General features: G+C 60.1%; 20 protein-coding genes. 7 read left to right on the forward strand and 13 right to left on the reverse strand.

The features are described from left to right. Window positions 1-38: 38 nt before the first annotated feature. Genes ubiB through ubiE form a run of 3 tightly spaced genes read right to left on the reverse strand, consistent with a single transcriptional unit; the run spans window position 39 to window position 3,033 of the window. Window positions 39-1,643 (reverse strand): ubiquinone biosynthesis regulatory protein kinase UbiB, encoded by a 1,605-nt coding sequence (gene ubiB, locus M5G26_RS23520; RefSeq protein WP_273916606.1) that lies wholly within the window; start codon window positions 1,641-1,643, stop codon window positions 39-41. Continuing rightward, a complete protein-coding gene (locus M5G26_RS23525) occupies window positions 1,640-2,263 on the reverse strand; it encodes a ubiquinone biosynthesis accessory factor UbiJ (protein ID WP_083367257.1) in 624 nt (207 codons plus the stop codon). Before M5G26_RS23525 ends, ubiB begins: the two co-directional genes overlap by 4 nt. Beyond that, window positions 2,263-3,033 (reverse strand): bifunctional demethylmenaquinone methyltransferase/2-methoxy-6-polyprenyl-1,4-benzoquinol methylase UbiE, encoded by a 771-nt coding sequence (gene ubiE, locus M5G26_RS23530; RefSeq protein WP_008080626.1) that lies wholly within the window; start codon window positions 3,031-3,033, stop codon window positions 2,263-2,265. Before ubiE ends, M5G26_RS23525 begins: the two co-directional genes overlap by 1 nt. Window positions 3,034-3,187: 154 nt before the next feature. Here ubiE and M5G26_RS23535 point away from each other — a divergent pair, with 154 nt between their 5' ends. The 3 genes from M5G26_RS23535 to M5G26_RS23545 all read left to right on the forward strand — a co-directional run bounded on the left by M5G26_RS23535 (window position 3,188) and on the right by M5G26_RS23545 (window position 5,025). After that, a complete protein-coding gene (locus M5G26_RS23535) occupies window positions 3,188-3,463 on the forward strand; it encodes a polyhydroxyalkanoic acid system family protein (protein WP_077570393.1) in 276 nt (91 codons plus the stop codon). A gap of 205 nt (window positions 3,464-3,668) precedes the next feature. Then, window positions 3,669-4,091, forward strand: a complete 423-nt coding sequence (locus tag M5G26_RS23540) for a phasin family protein (RefSeq protein ID WP_273916607.1) — start codon at window positions 3,669-3,671, stop codon at window positions 4,089-4,091. A 10-nt stretch (window positions 4,092-4,101) separates the two neighbouring features. Next, window positions 4,102-5,025, forward strand: coding sequence for a phasin family protein (locus M5G26_RS23545; protein WP_122609122.1), 924 nt, complete (start codon window positions 4,102-4,104; stop codon window positions 5,023-5,025). 283 nt (window positions 5,026-5,308) lie between these two features. On the opposite strand, the gene M5G26_RS23550 is transcribed toward M5G26_RS23545, so the two are convergent. From M5G26_RS23550 to argS, 9 genes are all read right to left on the reverse strand, one after another. Beyond that, window positions 5,309-5,929, reverse strand: a complete 621-nt coding sequence (locus tag M5G26_RS23550) for a TetR/AcrR family transcriptional regulator (protein WP_038360043.1) — start codon at window positions 5,927-5,929, stop codon at window positions 5,309-5,311. A 30-nt stretch (window positions 5,930-5,959) separates the two neighbouring features. After that, window positions 5,960-7,642 carry a class II poly(R)-hydroxyalkanoic acid synthase gene (gene phaC / locus M5G26_RS23555; RefSeq protein WP_150692968.1) on the reverse strand — a complete coding sequence of 561 codons (1,683 nt, stop codon included), beginning with the start codon at window positions 7,640-7,642 and terminating at the stop codon, window positions 5,960-5,962. A gap of 139 nt (window positions 7,643-7,781) precedes the next feature. Then, on the reverse strand, window positions 7,782-8,636 hold the full coding sequence (phaZ, locus tag M5G26_RS23560) for a poly(3-hydroxyalkanoate) depolymerase (protein ID WP_034152967.1): 855 nt from the start codon (window positions 8,634-8,636) through the stop codon (window positions 7,782-7,784). A gap of 142 nt (window positions 8,637-8,778) precedes the next feature. Beyond that, complete coding sequence (gene phaC / locus M5G26_RS23565; RefSeq protein WP_110719502.1) at window positions 8,779-10,458, reverse strand: class II poly(R)-hydroxyalkanoic acid synthase; 1,680 nt, start codon at window positions 10,456-10,458, stop codon at window positions 8,779-8,781. A gap of 258 nt (window positions 10,459-10,716) precedes the next feature. After that, entirely contained in the window at window positions 10,717-11,094 is a 378-nt protein-coding gene (locus M5G26_RS23570) for a gamma-butyrobetaine hydroxylase-like domain-containing protein (RefSeq protein WP_134178392.1), read from the reverse strand. Window positions 11,095-11,220: 126 nt separating this feature from the next. Continuing rightward, window positions 11,221-12,558, reverse strand: coding sequence for an ATP-dependent protease ATPase subunit HslU (gene hslU, locus M5G26_RS23575; RefSeq protein ID WP_134178391.1), 1,338 nt, complete (start codon window positions 12,556-12,558; stop codon window positions 11,221-11,223). Between the two features lie 54 nt (window positions 12,559-12,612). Beyond that, window positions 12,613-13,143, reverse strand: a complete 531-nt coding sequence (gene hslV / locus M5G26_RS23580; protein WP_003186641.1) for an ATP-dependent protease subunit HslV — start codon at window positions 13,141-13,143, stop codon at window positions 12,613-12,615. A gap of 220 nt (window positions 13,144-13,363) precedes the next feature. After that, window positions 13,364-14,080: an SPOR domain-containing protein gene (locus tag M5G26_RS23585; RefSeq protein ID WP_007909385.1), complete on the reverse strand. Its 717-nt coding sequence runs from the start codon at window positions 14,078-14,080 to the stop codon at window positions 13,364-13,366. Between the two features lies 1 nt (window position 14,081). After that, window positions 14,082-15,818, reverse strand: coding sequence for an arginine--tRNA ligase (argS, locus tag M5G26_RS23590; RefSeq protein WP_038360050.1), 1,737 nt, complete (start codon window positions 15,816-15,818; stop codon window positions 14,082-14,084). Between argS and M5G26_RS23595 the strand changes: the two genes are divergently transcribed. Continuing rightward, the gene (locus M5G26_RS23595; RefSeq protein ID WP_256579857.1) at window positions 15,817-15,939 is read left to right on the forward strand and encodes a hypothetical protein; all 123 of its coding nucleotides are present in this window, start codon (window positions 15,817-15,819) and stop codon (window positions 15,937-15,939) included. The two genes, argS and M5G26_RS23595, sit on opposite strands and share 2 nt — an antisense overlap. 93 nt (window positions 15,940-16,032) lie before the next feature. On the opposite strand, the gene M5G26_RS23600 is transcribed toward M5G26_RS23595, so the two are convergent. Further along, on the reverse strand, window positions 16,033-18,252 hold the full coding sequence (locus M5G26_RS23600; protein WP_273916608.1) for a primosomal protein N': 2,220 nt from the start codon (window positions 18,250-18,252) through the stop codon (window positions 16,033-16,035). A 202-nt stretch (window positions 18,253-18,454) separates the two neighbouring features. Here M5G26_RS23600 and rpmE point away from each other — a divergent pair, with 202 nt between their 5' ends. The 3 genes from rpmE (at window position 18,455) to M5G26_RS23615 (ending at window position 20,948) form a co-directional block, all read left to right on the forward strand. Beyond that, window positions 18,455-18,682, forward strand: coding sequence for a 50S ribosomal protein L31 (gene rpmE, locus M5G26_RS23605; RefSeq protein ID WP_016984589.1), 228 nt, complete (start codon window positions 18,455-18,457; stop codon window positions 18,680-18,682). 14 nt (window positions 18,683-18,696) lie between these two features. Next, on the forward strand, window positions 18,697-19,497 hold the full coding sequence (locus M5G26_RS23610) for a thermonuclease family protein (protein ID WP_273916609.1): 801 nt from the start codon (window positions 18,697-18,699) through the stop codon (window positions 19,495-19,497). A 182-nt stretch (window positions 19,498-19,679) separates the two neighbouring features. Continuing rightward, window positions 19,680-20,948: a malic enzyme-like NAD(P)-binding protein gene (locus tag M5G26_RS23615; protein ID WP_095120727.1), complete on the forward strand. Its 1,269-nt coding sequence runs from the start codon at window positions 19,680-19,682 to the stop codon at window positions 20,946-20,948. Window positions 20,949-21,064: the final 116 nt, after the last annotated feature.

Genomic DNA, 21,064 nt, shown 5'->3' on the forward strand with positions numbered 1-21,064 from the left:
CTTGCAGCTCGCAGCTTATAACTTGCAGCTGATTCGTGCTATCGGCGAACGACCAGATACAAGCCCACGGCCACCATGATTCCGGCTGGCCAATGCCCCAACTCGTTAAGCGGGCCACCGATGGCGAGGATCACCCCGCCCGCCAGATGCGCGCAACCGAGCAGGCGCAGGAACCAGTCGTCCTTGCGTTTATGCCATGGCGGCGGTGGATCGTAGGCGTGCGGCTGGGACATGCGCTCGAGCAGATCACGGGCCATGTTGGCCAGATGCGGCAGTTGTTCGAACTGGCTCTGCACGTTGCCCAGCAAGGCTTTCGGGCTGACGCGCTCGCGCATCCAGCGTTCGAGGAATGGCTGCGCGGTGTTCCACAGATCCAGATCCGGATACAACTGACGGCCGAGGCCTTCGATGTTCAGCAGGGTCTTTTGCAGCAGGACAAGTTGCGGCTGCACTTCCATGTTGAAGCGTCGCGCGGTCTGGAATAGGCGCATCAGCACCTGGCCAAATGAAATATCTTTTAACGGTTTTTCGAAGATCGGTTCGCACACGGTGCGGATCGCCGCTTCGAATTCGTTGAGCTTGGTTTCTGCCGGCACCCAGCCCGAATCGATGTGCAATTGCGCCACACGACGGTAATCACGCTTGAAGAACGCGAACAGGTTGCGCGCCAGATAATCCTGGTCTTCCGGGGTCAGGCTGCCGACGATGCCGCAGTCGATCGCAATGTATTGCGGGCTCCACGGATTGACGGTGCTGACGAAGATGTTGCCCGGGTGCATGTCGGCGTGAAAGAAGCTGTCGCGGAACACTTGGGTGAAGAAGATTTCCACACCGCGTTCGGCAAGCCTTTTCATGTCGGTGCGCTGATCGGCAAGGGTCGCCAGATCGGTGACCTGAATGCCGTAGATACGCTCCATCACCAGCACTTTCGGCCGGCACCAGTCCCAGTAGACTTGCGGCACGTAGAGCAGCGGCGAACCTTCGAAGTTGCGCTTCAACTGGCTGGCGTTGGCCGCCTCGCGCAGCAGATCGAGTTCGTCGTAGATGGTTTTTTCGTAGTCCTGGACCACGTCGACCGGGTGCAGCAGGCGCGCGTCGGCAGAGAGTTTTTCAGCGGCGCGGGCGAGGATGAACAGCCACGCCAGATCCTGCGCGATGATCGGCTTCAGGCCCGGACGGATCACCTTGACCACCACTTCTTCGCCGGTTTTCAGCTGCGCGGCATGTACCTGCGCCACCGAGGCCGAAGCCAGCGGTTCGACGTCGAAGCGGCTGAACACGTCGCTGATTTTCTTGCCCAGTTGTTCTTCGATCAATTTGATCGACAGCTGCGAATCGAACGGCGGCACGCGGTCCTGCAGCAGCATCAGTTCATCGGCGATGTCTTCTGGCAGCAGGTCACGGCGGGTCGAAAGAATCTGCCCGAACTTGATGAAAATCGGCCCGAGATCCTGCAACGCCAGGCGCAAACGCGCACCCCGGCTCAGATCCAGCGGCTTGCGCGGGAACCAGCGCCACGGCAGCACATAGCGCAGCGCCAGGAGAAACCAGGGCAGCGGCAGATCGAACAGCAGGTCATCGAGGCGGTAGCGGATCACGACAGACTGGATGCGCAACAGACGGCGGACGGCGAGCAGCTTCATGCGTTATCGCTTGGGTCGAGGGATCGGGAAAGGCGCTCGAAACGCGCCTCGAGACGTTCCAGATCAAGTTTGATCCGGTCCAGTTCGCTGAACCGCGCTTCGGCTTCGCGCTGCCCGACAAGGGTGCGCGATTCTTCGGCGAGGTATTCGGCGAGGTTCTGGTTGAGGCTGGCAAATCCTTGTTGATACCAGCGTGCGCGGCTGCGCAGGTGGCCACCGACCAGTTGCGTGGCGACCGGGCCGAGCCAGCGCGAGAGTTCGTACTCCCAGTCCAGCTCAAGGTCTTGCAGCACACCGGCCAGCTCCAGCAGCACGCCGCTGTCGCCATCGAGCTCGACTTCCGGGGCGTGCAACACCGCCGTCTTGTCTTTGCTCACGGCCAGTTTGATCAGGCTCGAGGCCGGCGCACGCAGGGTGCAGTCGACGTCGGTTTCCCAATGCGAGGCCAGCATCAAACCTTCGTCACTCGGCAGGATGAACAGTTGCAGCGCCGGGCTGCGGCAGTCGACGGCAATCACCTTGCCGGTCAAATGCGCCAGCCGCGGCAACGCCGTGCTGTCGAGACGCAGCACCCGGTTGAGGCCGAGTTCAACGCTGGCGAGCAGCCCGGTGAGCAACATCAGGGCTTGATGCCACGGTGCAGGGCGACGATGCCTGCGGTCATGTTGTGATAGGTCACGCGGTCAAAACCGGCGTCGACCATCATCGACTTCAGGGTTTCCTGATTCGGGTGCATGCGGATCGATTCGGCCAGGTAGCGATAGCTTTCCGAGTCGTTGGTGATCAGCTTGCCCATCAGTGGCATGAAGGCGAACGAGTAGGCGTCGTAGGCTTTCGACATCAGCGCGTTGGTCGGCTTGGAGAATTCCAGCACCAGCAAACGACCGCCGGGCTTAAGCACGCGCAGCATCGAACGCAGGGCGTCTTCCTTGTGCGTGACGTTGCGCAGGCCGAAAGCGATGGTCACGCAGTCGAAGTGGTTGTCCGGGAACGGCAGTTTTTCCGCGTCCGCCTGAACAAACTCTACGTTGCCGGCGACACCCAGATCGAGCAGACGATCACGGCCGACCTTGAGCATCGATTCGTTGATGTCGGCCAATACCACCTGACCGGTAGGGCCTACCAGGTGCGAGAACTTTTTGGTCAGGTCGCCGGTACCGCCGGCGATGTCCAGCACGCGGTTACCGCTGCGCACGCCCGACAGTTCGATCGCGAAACGCTTCCACAAACGGTGCATGCCGCCCGACAGAAGGTCGTTCATCAGGTCGTACTTGGCGGCTACCGAGTGGAAAACCTCAGCGACTTTTTCCGCTTTCTGGCTTTCCGGAACGTTTTTGAAACCGAAGTGAGTGGTGGGTTCGGCATCGCTGCCTTTGCGCTGATCAGTCATATCGCTGTCACCAAAAGAGAATGCGCGACATTCTAATCCCCAAGCCATGCTTTGTCTTGGAATGGCTAAAGGTAAGATGGGCGACCTTCGGGACGATTTGCCGCAGCAGCGGTCAAGATTTACTGAGACCTATTCATAAAGCAGGAGTCATTCAATGGCCAAAATCACTGTTGAGCGTGCCCACAACCTGGGCAAGGAAGCCGCCCGCGAGAAGGCCGACAAACTGGCGCAAAAACTCTCCGAGCAATACGGCCTGGAGCCGCAATGGTCCGGCGACACCCTGAACCTCAAGCGCTCGGGCGTGAAAGGCGCGGTGCATGTGGCGGACGATTCGATCAAGGTCGACGTGGAACTGGGCATCATGATGTCGGCCATGAGCGGCATGATCAAAGCCGAGATCGAGAAGGCGTTGGACAAGGCGCTGGTCTGAAGATCAAAAGATCGCAGCCTTCGGCAGCTCCTACTGGGGTACGCATTCCTCTGTAGGAGCTGCCGAAGGCTGCGATCTTTTCATTCAGGCACCACCGATTCATGTCAGTTGTTAGGGTGCCGTTTCTAATTTTTCTGCCTACTTTGTGCCTGAGCCCGACACTTTCGCGGGCAGTTCCTCAAACCTTCTGCGCGTGAGGTGCACCATGGCCAAAGTTATTTTGAAGAAAAAAATCGACGCTTCGACTTCTGCTCTGAGCGACGTCAAATCCTATGCCCGCAAGATCTGGCTGGCAGGCCTGGGTGCCTACGCCAAGGTCGGCCAAGAGGGCAGCGAGTACTTTCAAGAGTTGATCAAGGCTGGTCAAACTGTTGAAAAGAAAGGCAAAAAAGCCGTCACCGAAAAACTCGAAGCGGCCAACGCCGAGATCGATGAAGCCAAGAGCGAAGTGAGTTCTTTCAAAGGTCGCGTCGAAGTTCAGCTCGACAAGGTCGAGAAGGCATTCGACACCCGCGTAGCAAGCGCCTTGAATCGTATCGGCATTCCGTCTAAACATGACGTTGAGACACTCTCTGCTAAGCTCGATGAGCTGACGGCATTGCTCGAACGCGTCGCGCGTAAATCTTAAGGAGAACGGGATGGCTGGTAAAAAGAACACCGATAAAGAAGGCAGCTCGTGGATCGGGAAAGTCGAAGACTACTCCCGCAAAATCTGGCTGGCTGGTTTAGGCGTGTACTCGAAGATCGACACTGACGGCAGCAAGCTCTTCGATACATTGGTCAAAGACGGCGAGAAAGCCGAGAAGCTCACCAAGTCCGCAGTCGGCAAAAAAGTCGATGCCGCCAAGGACTCCGCTTCTTCGGCCAAGTCGCGCATCAGCGGCGTGAAAGATCGCGCACTGGGCAAGTGGGACGAGCTGGAAGGGGCTTTCGACAAGCGCCTGAACAGTGCGATCTCGCGCCTCGGTGTTCCGAGCCGCAATGAGGTCAAAGCGCTGCATAGCAAGGTGGAAACCTTGACCAAGCAGATCGAAAAACTCACTGGTCTGAAAACCCAGCCTGTGGCGGCGAAAACCGCAGCAGCAAAACCGGCCGCCAAAACAGCTGCGGCCAAACCAGCGGCCAAGTCGGCTGCCAAGCCACTGGCCAAAGCGGCAGCCAAGCCTGCTGCAAAAGCCGCGGCTAAACCGGCTGCGAAAACCGCCGCCGCCAAGCCAGCCGCCAAAGCTGCAGCCAAACCGGTTGCCGCCAAAGCCGCTGCGAAACCGGCAGCGAAACCTGCGGCCAAAACGGCAGCGAAACCCGCCGCCAAGCCAGCCGCGAAAACTGCTGCCGCCAAACCGGCTGCCAAGCCTGCGGCGAAACCGGCAGCAGCGAAGAAACCAGCGGTGAAAAAACCGGCGGCGCCGAAAGCCGCTGCGCCGAAACCAGCAGCACCTGCTGCAGCCAAGCCGGCCACCCCGGCAGCTCCGGTAAGCGCGTCGAACTCCGCCGCGGCACCGACTCCGGTGGCTACCCCGACTGTTGCATCGACGCCGTCGACGCCAACCAGTCAGTCCTGATTCTTCAGGGCAAAACAAAACGCCCGGCCTGTGAAGGTCGGGCGTTTTTGTATCTGAATTCCAACAGCCCCTCACCCTAGCCCTCCCGAAACGTCGGACCGCCCGGAGGGAGAGGGGACCGACCGAGGTGTCTTGCGTCGTACGTCGACCTGAACGATCGAGTCGATTATGGATTCAACAAAACCCTTTCAGGTCGGTGTAGCTCATCAGCATCCCCCAATCAGTCCCCTCTCCCTCCGGGCGGTCCGACGTTTCGGGAGGGTTAGGGTGAGGGGCTTTTAATTCAGTCGTGATCTTCAAGGTACTGCAGGGCCATCCGCTCCGTGGCGACCTTAACCGGCGGCAGCAAATGCGGCGCCACCAGCATCATGATCTGATAAACCACCAGCCTCACTTCCCCCTCACGATCCAGAATCCGCTGATAATCCAGCGAAAACAGCAGCGTCATGGTGATCTGTTCAACCAACTGCCCCAACGCCTGCGTATCACTGACCAACTGCCCCGCAGCCTTCAACCGCGCCAACAACGACGCCAGCGTACGCTTCAGCGCATTGAGCAAATGACGAATCCCCTTGGCCAGCTTCGGCAGCCGTCCGGCCAAGTTCGACAGGTCCTGAAACAGAAACCGATACTGCGCCAGCCGCTCGACGATCAAATGCAAAAACAGCCAGTAATCCTCCGGCGCCAATTCCACATCCGAGGGCGGATCGAGCAGTGGCGCCAGTTCATTCTGGAAGCGTTCGAACAACCCGAGAATCAGCGGTTCCTTGCCGTGGAAGTGGTAGTAGAGGTTGCCCGGGCTGATGCCCATTTCGTTGGCCACCTCCATGGTGGAGACGTTCGGCTCGCCCTTTTCGTTGAACAGTTGCAAAGCACATTCGAGAATCCGGTCGCGGGTTTTCATCCAGTCTTCTTAGAAAAGTTCGGTTAAGCGTCAGCGCACACGCACGTAAGTACCGGGCGCGGCCTCCATCGGTGGGTAGTTCGGGTTGCCGAGGGTGAACGAGGTTTCGTGCTGGGCGCCGGAGCGTTGCTGAATCCATTCCAGCCACTGCGGCCACCAACTGCCGTCGACGTGTTTGCCGTCGTAGTACCAGGCACGCGGGTCGCTGCTCATCTTGGCGTTCTCGACGTAGGCGGCTTTCGGGTTGCTCGGCGGGTTAAGGATGCTCTGCACATGGCCGCTGTTGGACAGCACGAAACGTCGCTCCCCGCCGAGCAGCAGGGTCGAGCGATACACCGCGTCCCACGGCGTGATGTGGTCATTCATGCCGGCGACGCTGAAGCTGTCGACAGTCACTTTCTGCAGATCGATTGGCGTGCCGCAGACCTCCAGCCCACCCGGATGGGTCAGCGGGTTGTGCTTGAAGAAGTCCAGCAGGTCGCCGTGAAATGCCGCGGGCAGCCGGGTGTTGTCATTGTTCCAGTAGAGGATGTCGAAGGCCGGTGGCTCTTTGCCCAACAGGTAGTTGTTGACGAAGTAGCTCCAGATCAGATCGTTGGGGCGCATCCAGGCGAAGACCTTGGCCATGTCGCGACCGTCGAGCACGCCTTTCTGATACGAGCGGCGCTTGGCGGCTTCGAGGGTTTGTTCGTCGGCAAACAGCGTGGCCGAGGTTTCGATTTCACTGTCGAGCAGGCTGACCAGATAGGTTGCGCTGGAAACCCGCCGCAGTTGCCGCTTGGCCTGCAAATGCCCTTGCAGGGCGGCGATGGTCAGCCCGCCAGCGCAAGCGCCCATCAGATTGACTTCACGGGCGCCGGTGATCGCCCGGCAGATGTTCATCGCTTCTTCCACCGCTTCGACGTAGGTCGACAGGCCCCATTCGCGATGGCGTACATCCGGGTTGCGCCAGCTGATCATGAAGGTCTGCAAGCCGTTCTTCAGGGCGTACTGGACGAAGCTGTTGTGCGGGCTCAGGTCGAAAATGTAGTACTTGTTGATTTGCGGCGGCACCACCAATAGTGGTTTGGCGTACTGTTTTTCGCTCATCGGTTTGTACTGGATCAGCTCCAGCATCTCGTTGCGAAACACCACCGAACCGGTGGTGGTGGCGACGGTCTTGCCGACCTCGAAAGCCTGTTTGGTCACCTGGCGCGGCAGGCCGTCGTTGTGCAGCAAGTCATCGAATAAATGGCTGAGGCCGCGCACCAGGCTGTGTCCACCGGAGTTGAACAGCTCCTTGACCGCCAGCGGATTGAGCAGGGTGTTGGAGGGCGCCACGGCGTCGTTGAGCAGGGTGAAGGCGAAGTGCGCACGAGCGCGATCGTCCGGGCTCATGTTGCTTTCATCGATCCAGCTTTTAACCTGCTTCTGCCAGGCCAGATAGGCCTGCAGGCTGCGCCGGTAAAACGGATTGAGGCTCCATGCCGGATCGGCGAAACGGCTGTCGTTCGGGTTGGTCGGGTGCAGGGTCTCGCCGAGCAATACGCGGCCCAATTGGCCGCCGAGTTTCAAGGCATGCTTCGCACTGTGGATCGGGTTGCGCAGACCGTGGGCGGCGACACTGCGCAAGGTCGAAATCAAATCCCGCCCACGCAGGCCGGTAATCGCACTTTGTGCATTGATGAACACGGCGGGGCTGGGCACTACGCCCGTCGCTGGTTTGTCGCGCATGACTCAACACTCCTTCGTCTTCAGGCCAAAAACAAACTCACCGAACCAGAACACCATAGACGCTGTTGCGGGTTGCTGCCTGCGCGGCGTCCTGCCGCGCACTCTTTCTTAAAGCACTGCATAAAGCCTGCCGCCGGAGTTAACCGCCGAGCGGTGTCGGATGCGGGTGCATCACTGCACGCTGACGTTCCTCCTGGAGAAATTTCATGATGATCGGCGCCACCGCTTCGGCGCGGGTAATCAGGAACAGATGACCGTCGTCGATGATGTGCAGTTGGGCGTTGGGAATACGCCAGGCGAGCATGCGCATGTTGATCAGCGGGATCAGCGGATCATCATCGCCGGCCAGCACCAGCGTGGGTTGATGGATCTTGTGCAGCCAGTGAATGCTGGTCCAGCCGAGGCCTGCGAACAGTTGCCAGTAGTAACCGAGCTTGCCCGCCGAACGCACTTTCGCGGCGTGGCTGGCCGCCAGCGTCGGGTCACGACGGAACGAGCCGCCGTAGATCAGCGGGGCGATGCGGATCACGTGGGACGGCTGAATGTAGCGCCGTGGACTGGCCATCATCCACAGCACTTTCGGCTTGCCCGGCACCATCACCGCACCGGCCGCGGTCGCCGCCAGCACCAGTTTCTTGCAGCGCTCGGGGTAGTCGTAGGCGAACTGCTGCGCCAGTGCGCCGCCCCACGATACGCCGATGACGTTGACCTGACCGTAGTCGAGGTAATCGAGCATGCGCGAGGTCAGCTTGGCCAGCCCGGGAAAGCGATACGGTCGGTTCGGCGTCGAGGAACCGCCGACACCGGGCACGTCGAAGGCGATCACTTCCAGATCCGGGTCCAACGCCGCGACAAACGGAAACACCAGCTCCAGGTTGGCGCCGATGCCGTTGAAAATCAGCAAGGGCGTCAAGTGAGGCTTGCCGGGGCGTACCGCCGTGCGGAGGGTCTGGCCATCCAGATCGACGGTGCGGAATATGAACGGTTGCGGCATGCTTCAGGCCCTGTGGATTTCAAGTACACCCCGCCCCCTGTGTAGGAGCTGCCGAAGGCTGCGATCTGTTGATCTTGATTTTAAAAACAGAATCAAAAGATCGCAGCCTGCGGCAGCTCCTACATTGGGCCGGGTGTGTCAGTTACCGCTCGTGAACGTAAGTGCCCGGCGATGCTTCACCCGCCGGATACGCTTTGTTGCCCAGTTTCAACGGGGCCTTTTTCAGGTTGCCCGAGCGCTCGGCCTGCCACGCTTGCCAGTACAGCCACCAGGAATCGGTGTGCTTGGTCGAGTTCTCTTGCCACTCATCGGCATTGGCCGCCATCTCTTCGCCGGTCATGTAACGCGATTTCGGGTTGCCCGGCGGGTTCAGAATGCTCTGGATATGCCCGCTGCTCGACAGCACGAATTCGACCTTGCCGCCAAACAACTGCGCCGACTTGTAGCAGGACTTCCACGGCGTGATGTGGTCGTTGGTGCCGGCCAGCGAGAAGATATCGGCCGTGACCTGCTTGAGGTCGATCGGCGTGCCGCACACTTCCAGTGCATTTGGGCGAATCAGTGGGTTGTTTTTGAACATCTCGATCAGGTCGCCGTGGAACGCGGCCGGCAACCGTGTGGTGTCATTGTTCCAGAACAGGATGTCGAACACCGGCGGCTCGTTGCCGAGCAGGTAGTTGTTGACCCAGTAGTTCCAGATCAGGTCGTTCGGGCGCATCCAGGCGAAGACCTTGGCCATGTCTTTGCCTTCGAGCACACCGGCCTGATACGAGTGGCGCTTGGCGGTCTCCAGGGTCTGCTCGTCGACGAACAGGGCGACGTCGCTGTCCAGCGTTGTGTCGAGCACGCTAACCAGCAGGGTGAGGGCGTTGACCTTCTTCTCGCCGATCGCTGCGTAGTGGCCGAGCAGGGCGGTGCAGGTGATGCCGCCGGAGCAGGCGCCGAGCATGTTCACATCTTTGCTGCCGGTGATTGCGGTAACCACGTCGACCGCTTCCTTCAGCGCATCGATGTAGGTCGACAGGCCCCACTCGCGCTGCGCCTTGGTCGGGTTGCGCCAGCTGACGATAAACGTCTGCACGTTATTGCGCAGGCAGAAGCGCGCCAGACTCTTGTCCGGGCTCAAATCGAATACGTAGAACTTGTTGATCTGCGGCGGCACCACCAGCAATGGACGCTCGTGGACTTGCTCGGTGATCGGCTTGTACTGGATCAGCTCCAGCACGTCGTTGCGAAACACCACCGCGCCTTCGGTGACACCGAGGCTTTTGCCGACTTCGAAGGCGCCCATGTTGACCTGGCTCGGCATGCCGCCGTTGTGCACCAGATCCTTGGCCAGATGCGAGAGACCGTCGAGCAAACTCTTGCCGCCGGTTTCGAAAAAGCGTTTCACCGCCGCCGGATTGGCCGCCGTGTTGGTTGGGGCCATGGCTTCGGTCATCAGGTTGATGACGAAGTGGCCGCGCGCGATGTCTTTGGGTGACAGGCTGCTGTCATCGATCCAGGCATGGAGTTCCTTGCGCCACGCCAGGTAAGTTTGCAGATAACGTTTGTAGAGCGGGTTCTGGCTCCACGCAGGATCGGCGAAGCGACGGTCATCGCCAGCCGGTTGCAGTTCGGATTTACCAAACAACACGTTCTTCAGTTCGAGGCCGAAATGGGTGACGTGCTTGACGCTATGGATCGGTTGTCTGATGGCCTGTTTCAGCACCATACGAGCAGAGGCCAGCAGATCCTTTCCGCGTAGCCCAACGACGGGATTAAGCCCCAGGGTGTTTTCCGAGGCTTGGTACTTCAGGTCATCGTTATTCTTGTTACTCATCTACGACGCTCCATTGTCCTGAGACGAGTACCCGGTTTTCTGCTGTGCAGTTCCACAGCCAATGCCAGGTACTACTGCTCGGGTGACCGTTAATTCTGCATAGCTGCTTTACAGTCGTAGAGCACTGCAGGGAACTTGCCAGCTCCATTGGTTACCCGAGTTTAATTTTTTTCGCAAGCAGGCCGATCCTCGGCCACACAGCAGAGCATTCAAACAGATGAATTTAGAAAATGCCCTCTAATGAGCGCAAGGCTCGGGCTAGAGCATCAGCTTGACGATCGACTCGTTCGGGTCACGGGTCTTTCCGGCGGCTTTGAGCTCGGCCAGATAATCGGCCCAGAGTGCGTCATAACGTCGCCCCAGCTCGTAGAGATAATCCCAGGTGAACAGGCCGCTGTCGTGACCGTCGTCGAAGGTCAGTTTCAGTGCGTAGTGACCGGCCGGTTCCAGTTTGCTCAGACCGACGTTGATCTTGCCGAATTGCAGGATCGGTTTGCCGTGGCCCTGGACCTCGGCGGAGGGGGAGTGCACGCGCAGGAATTCGGCGGGCAGGGTGTACTCCTCGCCGGACGCGTATTTGAGCGTCAGGGTTTTCGAGGCTTTGTGCAGTTTGATGTCGGTAGGAATAGTAGTCATTGCAGGTCATCCGACTAGAGGAACACCCTGTAGGAGCTGCCGAAGGCTGCGATCTGTTGATCTTGCTTTTTAACAAACTCAAGTCAAAAGATCGCAGCCTGCGGCAGCTCCTACAGGGACGGTGACCTACAGGATATAACGGGACAGGTCTTCGTTCTTCGCCAATTCGCCGAGGTGGCTGTTGACGTATTCCGCGTCGATCAGGATCGGCTTCTCATCGTGTGCGCTGGCCAGATCGCCGGCGCTGAACGACACCTCTTCAAGCAGACGCTCAAGCAGCGTGTGCAGACGACGAGCACCGATGTTTTCGGTTTTCTCGTTGACCTGCCAGGCGATCTCCGCCAGACGCTTGATGCCTTCCGGCTGGAACTGGATGTTCAGGCCTTCGGTTTTCAGCAGTGCGCAATATTGTTCGGTGAGCGAAGCGTGCGGCTCGCTGAGGATGCGCTCGAAGTCTTCCGGGCTCAGGGCCTTGAGTTCGACGCGAATCGGCAGACGACCTTGCAGCTCAGGCACCAGATCGCTCGGCTTGCTCAAGTGGAAAGCACCGGACGCGATGAACAGGATGTGGTCGGTCTTGACCATGCCCAGTTTGGTGTTGACGGTGCAGCCTTCGATCAGCGGCAGCAGGTCGCGCTGCACGCCTTCACGGGACACATCGGCGCCGCCGACGTTGCCGCGCTTGGCGACTTTGTCGATCTCGTCGATGAACACGATGCCGTGCTGTTCAACCGCTTCCAGCGCTTTGGCTTTCAGCTCTTCTTCATTGACCAGACGCCCGGCTTCTTCGTCGCGCACCAGCTTCAGCGCTTCTTTGACCTTGAGCTTGCGCGCTTTCTTTTTGCCCTTGCCCATGTTGGCGAACAGCGACTGCAGCTGGTTGGTCATTTCTTCCATGCCGGGCGGCGTGGCGATTTCGATGCCCGCCACTTCGGCGACTTCGATTTCGATTTCCTTGTCATCCAGCTGACCTTCGCGCAGGCGCTTGCGGAACAGCTGGCGAGTGTTGGAGTCGCTGCTCGGCGCTTCTTCATTGCTGAAGCCCATGCGGGCCGGCGGCAGCAGTGCGTCGAGGATACGATCCTCGGCGGCGTCTTCGGCGCGATGGCGCACGCGGGTCATTTCCTGCTCACGGAGCATCTTGATCGCCGCGTCGGCCAGATCACGGATGATCGATTCGACGTCACGGCCGACGTAGCCGACTTCGGTGAACTTGGTCGCTTCGACCTTGATGAACGGCGCGTTGGCCAGTTTTGCCAGGCGACGGGCGATCTCGGTTTTACCGACACCGGTCGGGCCGATCATCAGGATGTTTTTCGGGGTCACTTCAACACGCAGCTCTTCAGGCAGCTGCATGCGGCGCCAGCGGTTGCGCAGGGCAATCGCGACGGCGCGCTTGGCATCGTCCTGGCCGATGATGTGGCGGTTGAGTTCGTGGACGATTTCGCGGGGAGTCATGGACATAATAATTGACGGTCCTCAAGCAGAAACAAGCCGTGGCACAGGGCCGCGTCAGGCTTATTCAGCGAGATCCTGCTCCTCAATGGTCTGAGTGTGGTTGGTGAATACACAGATGTCGCCGGCGATGCCGAGGGCGGTTTCGACGATTTCGCGGGCCGACAGGTCGGTCTTTTTCAGCAGCGCGCTGGCTGCGGCTTGCGCATAGGCGCCGCCGGAACCCATGGCGATCAGGCCATCTTCAGGTTCGACCACGTCACCGTTGCCAGTGATGATCAGCGAGGCGTCTTTGTTGGCAACTGCGAGCATGGCTTCGAGGCGGCTCAGGGAGCGGTCGGTGCGCCATTCTTTGGCGAGTTCGACAGCGGCGCGTACCAGGTGGCCCTGATGTTTCTCAAGCTGGCCTTCGAAACGTTCGAAGAGGGTAAAGGCGTCAGCGGTGGCACCGGCAAAACCGGCGATGACCTGGCCGTGGTACAGGCGACGAACTTTTTTCGCGTTGCCTTTCATCACGGTATTGCCGAGAGAAACCTGGCCGTCGCCGCCCATGACGACTTTGCCGTGACGGCGGACTGAAACGATGGTGGTCAAGGGAAGAGTCTCCACACAGCGGGGCGAAAGTGCCTTATGCCCATTCATATGGGGGTGCTGGAGAGGATTTCAACCGGGGAGGGTGCGGAGGGACGAACGGCGACCCCCTGTAGGAGCTGCCGAAGGCTGCGATCTTTTGATCTTGATCTGAAACAAAATCAAAAGATCGCAGCCTTCGGCAGCTCCTACAGGGGATTTGTGGCGCCCGTGTGGGAGGGAATCAGCGGCTTTGGCGTTGTTGTAACAACAGGTTGCTGAAGCCGGCGCCGGCCAGTTGTTTCTGAGCCGTGGTCAGCTGTTCACGGTTACTGAACGGGCCGACCAAAACGCGATACCAGGTTTCATCCTTCACCGTGCCGGACTCAACCGCTACGGCCTGACCGAGCAGAATGATCTGCGCACGCACCTTGTCGGCATCCGTCTCCTTGCGGAACGAACCGGCCTGCAAGAAGAACTTGGTCACCGGCGCGGCTTTGCTCACTGGTGGCGCTGGCGGCGGGGTAATCCCGGCCAGTGCTGCCTGCGCGCGCGCAGTGTCGATCTTCGCCGCTTCCGCCGGGGTTACTGGCGTGGTCGGGATGGCCGGCACTTGTGGCGTCGGCAGGGTCTTCTCCGGCACCGCGTCCGGCGGCACGATCACTTCCGATTCCGGCAGCAGGGTGTAGAAGTCGTACTTCGGCTTGACCGGTTGCGTCGGGCTCGGCGGGGTCTTGTTGGCCTCGGCGATCTTCGACGCTTTCTGCTGTTGCGCCTGTTCGACCTTCTCACGCTTGACTGTGTCGCTGCCCTTGCCCGGCTCCAGCTTCATCAGGAACACGATGAATGCGCCGACCGTGAGGCCGATGGCCATCCACAGCCAGCCCGGAATCGGTTGCTTCGCAGGAGCTTGGTAACGGCTGGCGCCACGCTTGGGTGCAGGTTTTTTCTTGGCGGCCAACTTACATACGCTCCAGAGTTTCCAGACCCAACAGCTCCAGGCCTTGCTTGAGGGTGCGACCGGTCAGCGCGGCCAGGCGCAGACGGCTCTGCATCTGGGCCGGGGTTTCGGCGGCGAGGATCGGGCAGTTCTCGTAGAAGCTGGAGAACAGGCCGGCAACGTCGTACAGGTAAGTGCAGAGAATGTGCGGCGTGCCTTTGTCGGACACGTTGTTCAGCACTTCGCCGAACTGCGCCAGTTTTGCCGCCAGCTCTTGTTCGTGCGCCGCTTCCAGGACGATCTGGCCATCGACTTCGCTGAAGTCCTTGCCCAGTTTGCGGAACACACCGGCGACGCGGGTGTAGGCGTACAGCAGGTACGGCGCGGTATTGCCTTCGAAGTTCAGCATCAGGTCGAAGTTGAAGCTGTAGTCGCTGGTGCGGTGCTTCGACAGGTCGGCGTACTTCACCGCGCCGATGCCGACGACTTTGGCGATGTTGCGCAACTCGTCTTCGGCCAGTTCCGGGTTCTTCTCTTTCACCAGGCTGTAGGCGCGTTCCTGCGCTTCGGTCAGCAGATCGATCAGCTTCACGGTGCCGCCGTCACGGGTCTTGAACGGACGGCCGTCGGCGCCGTTCATGGTGCCGAAGCCCATGTGTTCCATCTCCATCGGATGGGTGACGAAGCCGGCCTTGCGCGCCACGGCGAACACTTGCTGGAAGTGCAGAGCCTGACGCTGATCGACGAAGTACAGCGCGCGATCGGCTTTCAGTTTGCCGCTGCGGTAGCGTACGGCTGCCAGGTCAGTGGTGGCATAGAGGTAGCCGCCGTCAGCCTTGACGATGATCACCGGCAGCGGGTCGCCGTCGGCGTTCTTGAACTCGTCGAGGAACACGCACTGGGCGCCGTTGCTCTCGACCAACATGCCAGCGGCTTTCAAGTCGTTGACCACGTTGATCAGGTCGTCGTTGTAGGCGCTTTCGCCCATCACGTCGGCCATGGTCAGTTTGACGTTGAGCAGTTCGTAGATCTTCTGGCAGTGCGACAGCGAGATGTCCTTGAACTTGGTCCACAGCGCCAGGCACTCGGCATCGCCGGCCTGCAGCTTGACCACCAGACCACGGGCGCGGTCGGCGAATTCTGCGGATTCGTCGAAACGCTGCTTGGCCGCGCGGTAGAAGTTTTCCAGGTCAGACAGCTCGTCGCTGGTGATCGGGTTTTCCTGCAGATAGGCCATCAGCATGCCGAACTGGGTGCCCCAGTCGCCAACGTGGTTCTGACGGATCACTTCATCGCCGAGGAATTCGAGTACGCGGGCCACGCCGTCGCCGATGATGGTCGAGCGCAAGTGGCCGACGTGCATCTCTTTGGCCAGGTTCGGTGCGGACAGGTCGACCACGGTGCGTTGTGCCGGGCCGGCCTTGCGTACGCCAACATGGGCATCAGCCAGTGCAGCGTCGAGGCGCGAAGCCAGCGCCTGGGTGTTCTGGAAGAAATTGATGAAGCCCGGGCCGGCGATTTCGGCCTTGGTGACGTTCTCGTCAGCCGGCAGTGCGGCGATGATTTTTTCCGCCAGATCCCGCGGTTTCATGCCCGCAGGCTTGGCCAGCATCATCGCGATGTTGCTGGCGAAGTCGCCGTGGGTCTTGTCACGGGCGTTCTCCACCTGAATCGCCGGTGACAGGCCTTCAGGCAACACACCTTCGTTGACGAGTTGGGTGAGGGCTTGTTGGATCAGCTGGCGAATGGTGTCTTTCATGGTCTTCTCTTTCGACCGCAAGCGCGGCGGGCGCATCGATGCGCGGGTGGAAAAACTGGGCATTATCCGTTGCGAAGACGGGCTTGCCAACCTTAGCAGGCAGCTTATGGATATGTGGTGACATTCAGATCAAAAGATCGCAGCCTGCGGCAGCTCCTACACGGGGATAGGCATTTTCCTGTAGGAGCTGCCGAAGGCTGCGATCTTTTGATCATCAATACAAATCGACGGGATCGACATCCAGCGACCAGCGCACCGCGCGCCCGCTCGGCATCTGCTCCAGCACCAGTAACCAACTCGCCAGCAACCGATGCAGCGGGGCCCGCGCTGTCGCCTGCAACAACAACTGCGCGCGATAACGCCCGGCACGGCGCTCCATGGGTGCCGGCACTGGCCCGAGCAGTTCAATCCCGCTCAGATTCTGTTCGGCCAGCAAACGCTCGGCTTCGCTACACGCCTCATCGAGAAAGCCTTCCGCTTGCCCCGGTTTGTGCGCTTCGGCACGCAACAACGCCAGATGCGCAAACGGCGGCAACCCGGCGGCGCGGCGCTCGCTCAAGGCCTGTTCGGCGAAGGCGAAATAGCCCTGTTCGGTGAGTTGCACCAGTAAAGGATGGTCGGCGAGGTGAGTCTGGATGATCACCTTGCCCGGCTCTTCCGCTCGCCCGGCACGTCCGGCCACTTGCACGATCAACTGCGCCATGCGCTCGCTGGCGCGGAAGTCGCCGGAGAACAGGCCGCCGTCAGCGTCGAGGATCGAAACCAGCGTCACTCGCGGAAAATGGTGACCCTTGGCCAACATTTGCGTGCCAACCAGAATGCATGGCTGGCCCTTCTGAATCGTCGCGAATAACTGATTCATCGCGTCTTTGCGCGAGGTGCTGTCGCGATCGACGCGCAGCACCGGGTAATCGGGGAACAGAATCGCCAAGCGTTCTTCGGCGCGCTCGGTGCCGGCACCGACGGGCCGCAAATCAACCTTGTTGCACTTCGGGCACTGGCGCGGCGTGCGTTCGACGTAACCGCAATGGTGGCAGCGCAATTCACCGTAACGCTGGTGCACGGTCATGCGCGCATCGCAGCGCGAGCACTCGGACATCCAGCCGCAGTCGTGGCAGAGCAACGTTGGCGCAAAGCCGCGACGGTTGAGGAACACCAGCACCTGTTGCCCATTCGCCAGCGTCTGTCCGATGGCTTGCTGCATCGGCCCGGAAATACCGCTGTCCAGTGGGCGGCTTTTTACATCCAGACGCAGGAACCGCGGCTGCTTGGCACCGCCGGCACGTTCATTCAGGCGTAGGAGACCGTAACGGCCGGTGTAGGCGTTGTGCAGACTTTCCAGCGATGGCGTCGCAGAACCGAGCACGATCGGGATGTTTTCCTGCCTCGCACGCACCAGCGCCAGATCGCGGGCGTGGTAGCGCAAACCTTCCTGCTGTTTATATGAGCCGTCGTGCTCTTCATCGATGATGATCAGCCCGGGATTTTTCATCGGCGTGAACAGCGCCGAGCGGGTGCCAATAATAATGTCGGCCTCGCCATCGCGTGCCGCGAGCCAGGCATCGAGGCGCTCGCGATCATTGACCGCCGAGTGCAGCAGGGCGATGCGCGCATTGAAGCGCTGCTCGAAGCGCGCCAGGGTCTGCGGGCCGAGGTTGATCTCCGGGATCAGCACCAGCGCCTGTTTGCCGGCTTCGAGGGTTTCGCGGATCAGCTGTAAATAGACTTCGGTCTTGCCGCTGCCGGTGACGCCGGCCAGCAGGAATGCGTGATAGCTGTCGAACCCGGCGCGGATCGCCTCGTATGCGGCGCGTTGTTCAGTGTTGAGTGGTAATTCCGGTTGCGCCAGCCAGTGCTCATGGCGCGCGCCGGGTGCGTGGCGGCGGATTTCCACTTGCACCAGATTTTTCGCCAGCAGCAGATCAAGGCTGTCTTTGCTCAGCATCAATTTGCTCAACAACTGATGGGCGACGCCGTGCGGGTGCTGGGCCAGGGTCGCGAGTGCTTCGCGCTGGCGCGGCGCGCGAGCAATGCGCGGGTCATCAAGGCTGGCGCCGGGTGTGATCGACCAAAAGCGCTCTTGGCGAGCCTCGGCCAGTTCGCCCTGGCGCAGCAGCACTGGCAACGCCCAGCTCAAGGTGTCGCCGAGGCTGTGCTGATAATACTGCGACGTCCACAGGCACAACTTGAACAGCGCCGGTGGCAGCGGCGCTGTGGCATCGAGCAGGGCCAGCGCCGGTTTGAGTTTTTCCACAGGGACTTCGCTGGTGTCGGTGACCTCGACCAGAATCCCGATCATCTCGCGCCGACCGAACGGCACCCGCAAGCGCATGCCCGGCTGCAATTGCTCACGCAGCACACCGGACGGCGCCCGATAGTCGAACAGGCGGCGCAAGGGCGAAGGCAAGGCGAGGCGCAGAATGGCGTCGGGCACGCGGGGGGATCTCGATCAACAGGCGATTAAAAGGACTGCGTACATAATCTGTGGGGGCAGTGCAATGGGCCGGGAGCCTAGCAGACGGTCGGTCTCGGTGACAGCTTGCGTGTTTGAAAAGGTCTGGTAGAATCCGCGGCCTAATTACGTGCGGTATTCAACAATAGTGTTGGGTGGCGGCACGCTAGCTGAGGAAGACACCATGAAAGCTGATATCCACCCGAATTACCCAGTCATCGCTGTTACCTGCAGCTGTGGCAACAAGTTCGAAACTCGTTCGACTTTCGGCAAAGCTCTGCCAATCGACGTTTGCAACGAATGCCACCCGTTCTACACCGGTAAGCAGAAGACTCTGGACACTGGCGGCCGCGTTCAGCGCTTCGCAGACCGTTTCGGTGCTTTCGGCAAGAAACCTGCTGCTGCAGAGTAAGGTTGAAGGGCCCGGTGGGCTTTTCCTCGTTGCTGAAAAAGGCGTTCCTCGCGGGCGCCTTTTTTGTGTCTGCGATTTGGCTGTCCGGCGCGCAGGCCTTTTGCCCGGCGCCTGCTGGCCTGACCAGCGTCGCCGTGCAGCGCGTGGTCGATGGCGACACCCTGCGCCTGGGCGATGGTCGCAGCGTACGCATGATCGGCCTCAACACGCCTGAGCTGGGCAAGCAGGGCCGCAGCGACGAATCGTTTGCGGTGGCGGCACGCAAACGCCTGCAAGCGCTGGTCGATGCCAGCGGCGGACGTGTCGGCTTGCTCCCCGGCACGCAAGCCAAAGACCATTACGGGCGTACGCTTGCGCATGTTTACAGTGCCAGCGGCGCCAATCTCGAAGCGCAAATGCTTGCCGATGGCCTCGGGTTTCAGGTCGCCGTTGCGCCGAATGTCGATCTTGTCGCCTGCCAGCAAGCCGCCGAACGCAGTGCGCGAAAGGCCGGGCTGGGCCTCTGGCGGCAATCGCCTGTACTGAAAGCGGAGCAGATCCAGCGCTCGGGTTTCGCCGTGATCAGTGGGCGTGTGAGCAAGGTTCAGCGCAATCGCGGCGGAATCTGGATCGAGTTGCAGGACACGCTTGTATTGCGTGTTGCACCCAATCTGGTCGGACAATTCGACAATGCCCGTTTGCAGGCGCTCAAAGGCAAGCAGATCGAGGCTCGCGGCTGGATCGTCGATCGTTCGCGGCGCGGTGGGCTTCAATCCGGTCAGTCGCGGTGGTTGCTTCCGCTGACGGATCCTTCAATGTTGCAAACGCCGCGCTGAAGAAAATTGTAGACATTTTTTCTGTCGATTGTGAACAGTCCAGCCCTTGTGCGCCGTGGCTCTTGGCCCAAAGTCGTAGGGCAGGGCGCTTGACAGGGGTGACCGCTCAGTCTTGTGGGGACTTTGCGAGGCGCGTATCCTCGCTGACCAGTCTGTCCAACAGTAAAAAGCGGAATGCCAAAATGTCTGATCTGAAAACTGCCGCTCTCGAATATCATGCCAATCCTCGTCCAGGGAAGCTGAGTGTCGAGCTCACCAAGGCCACTGCTACCGCTCGCGACTTGTCGCTGGCCTACAGCCCCGGCGTAGCTGAACCAGTGCGTGAGATCGCTCGCGATCCTGAACTGGCCTACAAATACACCGGCAAGGGCAACCTGGTTGCAGTCATTTCCGATGGCACCGCGATTCTCGGCCTGGGCAACCTCGGCCCATTGGCTTCCAAACCAGTGATGGAAGGCAAAGGCGTACTGTTCAAGCGCTTCGCCGGCATCGACGTTTTCGACATCGAAGTCGACTCCGAAAGCCCGCAAGCCTTCATCGACACCGTAAAACGCATCTCCATCACCTTCGGTGGTATCAATCTGGAAGACATCAAGGCGCCAGAGTGCTTTGAGATCGAACGTGCTCTGATCGAGCAGTGCGACATTCCGGTATTCCACGATGACCAGCACGGCACCGCGATCGTGACCGCTGCGGGCATGATCAACGCCCTGGAAATCGCTGGCAAAACCCTGCCGGAAGCGAAGATTGTCTGCCTGGGCGCCGGTGCTGCCGCCATCTCCTGCATGAAATTGCTGGTGAGCATGGGCGCACGCATCGAAAACATCTTCATGGTTGACCGTACCGGCGTGATCCACTCCGGCCGTGACGACCTGAACCAGTACAAAGCAGTATTCGCTCACGCAACCGACAAGCGCAGCCTGGCTGACGCACTGGCAGGCGCTGACGTGTTCGTCGGTCTGTCCGGCCCGAACCTGCTGAGCGCTGAAGGCCTGCTGTCGATGGCACCGAACCCGATCGTGTTCGCCTGTTCGAACCCGGATCCGGAAATCTCCCCGGAACTGGCGCACGCTACCCGTAGCGACGTGATCATGGCCACCGGCCGTTCGGACTACCCGAACCAGGTCAACAACGTACTGGGCTTCCCGTTCATCTTCCGAGGTGCCCTGGACGTTCGCGCCAAGCGCATCAACGAAGAAATGAAAGTGGCTGCGGCCAACGCCCTGCGTGAACTGGCCAAGCTGCCAGTGCCACAGGACGTGTGCGATGCCTACGGCGGCGCGCCGCTGGAATTCGGTCGTGAGTACATTATTCCGAAGCCAATGGACAAGCGTCTGATCACCCTGATCTCCGACGCTGTGGCCAAAGCCGCGATCGAGACCGGTGTGGCGACCCTGCCGTATCCGAAGAACTACCCGCTGAAAAGCGTGGATGACGTGTTCAACGGCTAAACCGTTGTAACGCTTCAAGCGAAAGCCCCGGCTCGTGAGAGTCGGGGCTTTTTTGTTTTTGGGAATTTTCAGGATCGCATTTCATATCAACAAGGGCCCTCACTGTAGAGACCGGT

Source organism: Pseudomonas sp. TNT2022 ID642 (assembly GCF_028656995.1).
GTDB lineage: Bacteria > Pseudomonadota > Gammaproteobacteria > Pseudomonadales > Pseudomonadaceae > Aquipseudomonas.

Bases quoted from the DNA above. Each gene is read 5' to 3' on its own strand.
- ubiB (WP_273916606.1), bottom strand. From the start codon at position 1,643: ATGAAGCTGCTCGCCGTCCGCCGTCTGTTGCGCATCCAGTCTGTCGTG.
- M5G26_RS23525 (WP_083367257.1), bottom strand. From the start codon at position 2,263: ATGTTGCTCACCGGGCTGCTCGCCAGCGTTGAACTCGGCCTCAACCGG.
- ubiE (WP_008080626.1), bottom strand. From the start codon at position 3,033: ATGACTGATCAGCGCAAAGGCAGCGATGCCGAACCCACCACTCACTTC.
- M5G26_RS23535 (WP_077570393.1), top strand. From the start codon at position 3,188: ATGGCCAAAATCACTGTTGAGCGTGCCCACAACCTGGGCAAGGAAGCC.
- M5G26_RS23540 (WP_273916607.1), top strand. From the start codon at position 3,669: ATGGCCAAAGTTATTTTGAAGAAAAAAATCGACGCTTCGACTTCTGCT.
- M5G26_RS23545 (WP_122609122.1), top strand. From the start codon at position 4,102: ATGGCTGGTAAAAAGAACACCGATAAAGAAGGCAGCTCGTGGATCGGG.
- M5G26_RS23550 (WP_038360043.1), bottom strand. From the start codon at position 5,929: ATGAAAACCCGCGACCGGATTCTCGAATGTGCTTTGCAACTGTTCAAC.
- phaC (WP_150692968.1), bottom strand. From the start codon at position 7,642: ATGCGCGACAAACCAGCGACGGGCGTAGTGCCCAGCCCCGCCGTGTTC.
- phaZ (WP_034152967.1), bottom strand. From the start codon at position 8,636: ATGCCGCAACCGTTCATATTCCGCACCGTCGATCTGGATGGCCAGACC.
- phaC (WP_110719502.1), bottom strand. From the start codon at position 10,458: ATGAGTAACAAGAATAACGATGACCTGAAGTACCAAGCCTCGGAAAAC.
- M5G26_RS23570 (WP_134178392.1), bottom strand. From the start codon at position 11,094: ATGACTACTATTCCTACCGACATCAAACTGCACAAAGCCTCGAAAACC.
- hslU (WP_134178391.1), bottom strand. From the start codon at position 12,558: ATGTCCATGACTCCCCGCGAAATCGTCCACGAACTCAACCGCCACATC.
- M5G26_RS23595 (WP_256579857.1), top strand. From the start codon at position 15,817: ATGGTCTTCTCTTTCGACCGCAAGCGCGGCGGGCGCATCGATGCGCGG.
- argS (WP_038360050.1), bottom strand. From the start codon at position 15,818: ATGAAAGACACCATTCGCCAGCTGATCCAACAAGCCCTCACCCAACTC.
- rpmE (WP_016984589.1), top strand. From the start codon at position 18,455: ATGAAAGCTGATATCCACCCGAATTACCCAGTCATCGCTGTTACCTGC.
- M5G26_RS23615 (WP_095120727.1), top strand. From the start codon at position 19,680: ATGTCTGATCTGAAAACTGCCGCTCTCGAATATCATGCCAATCCTCGT.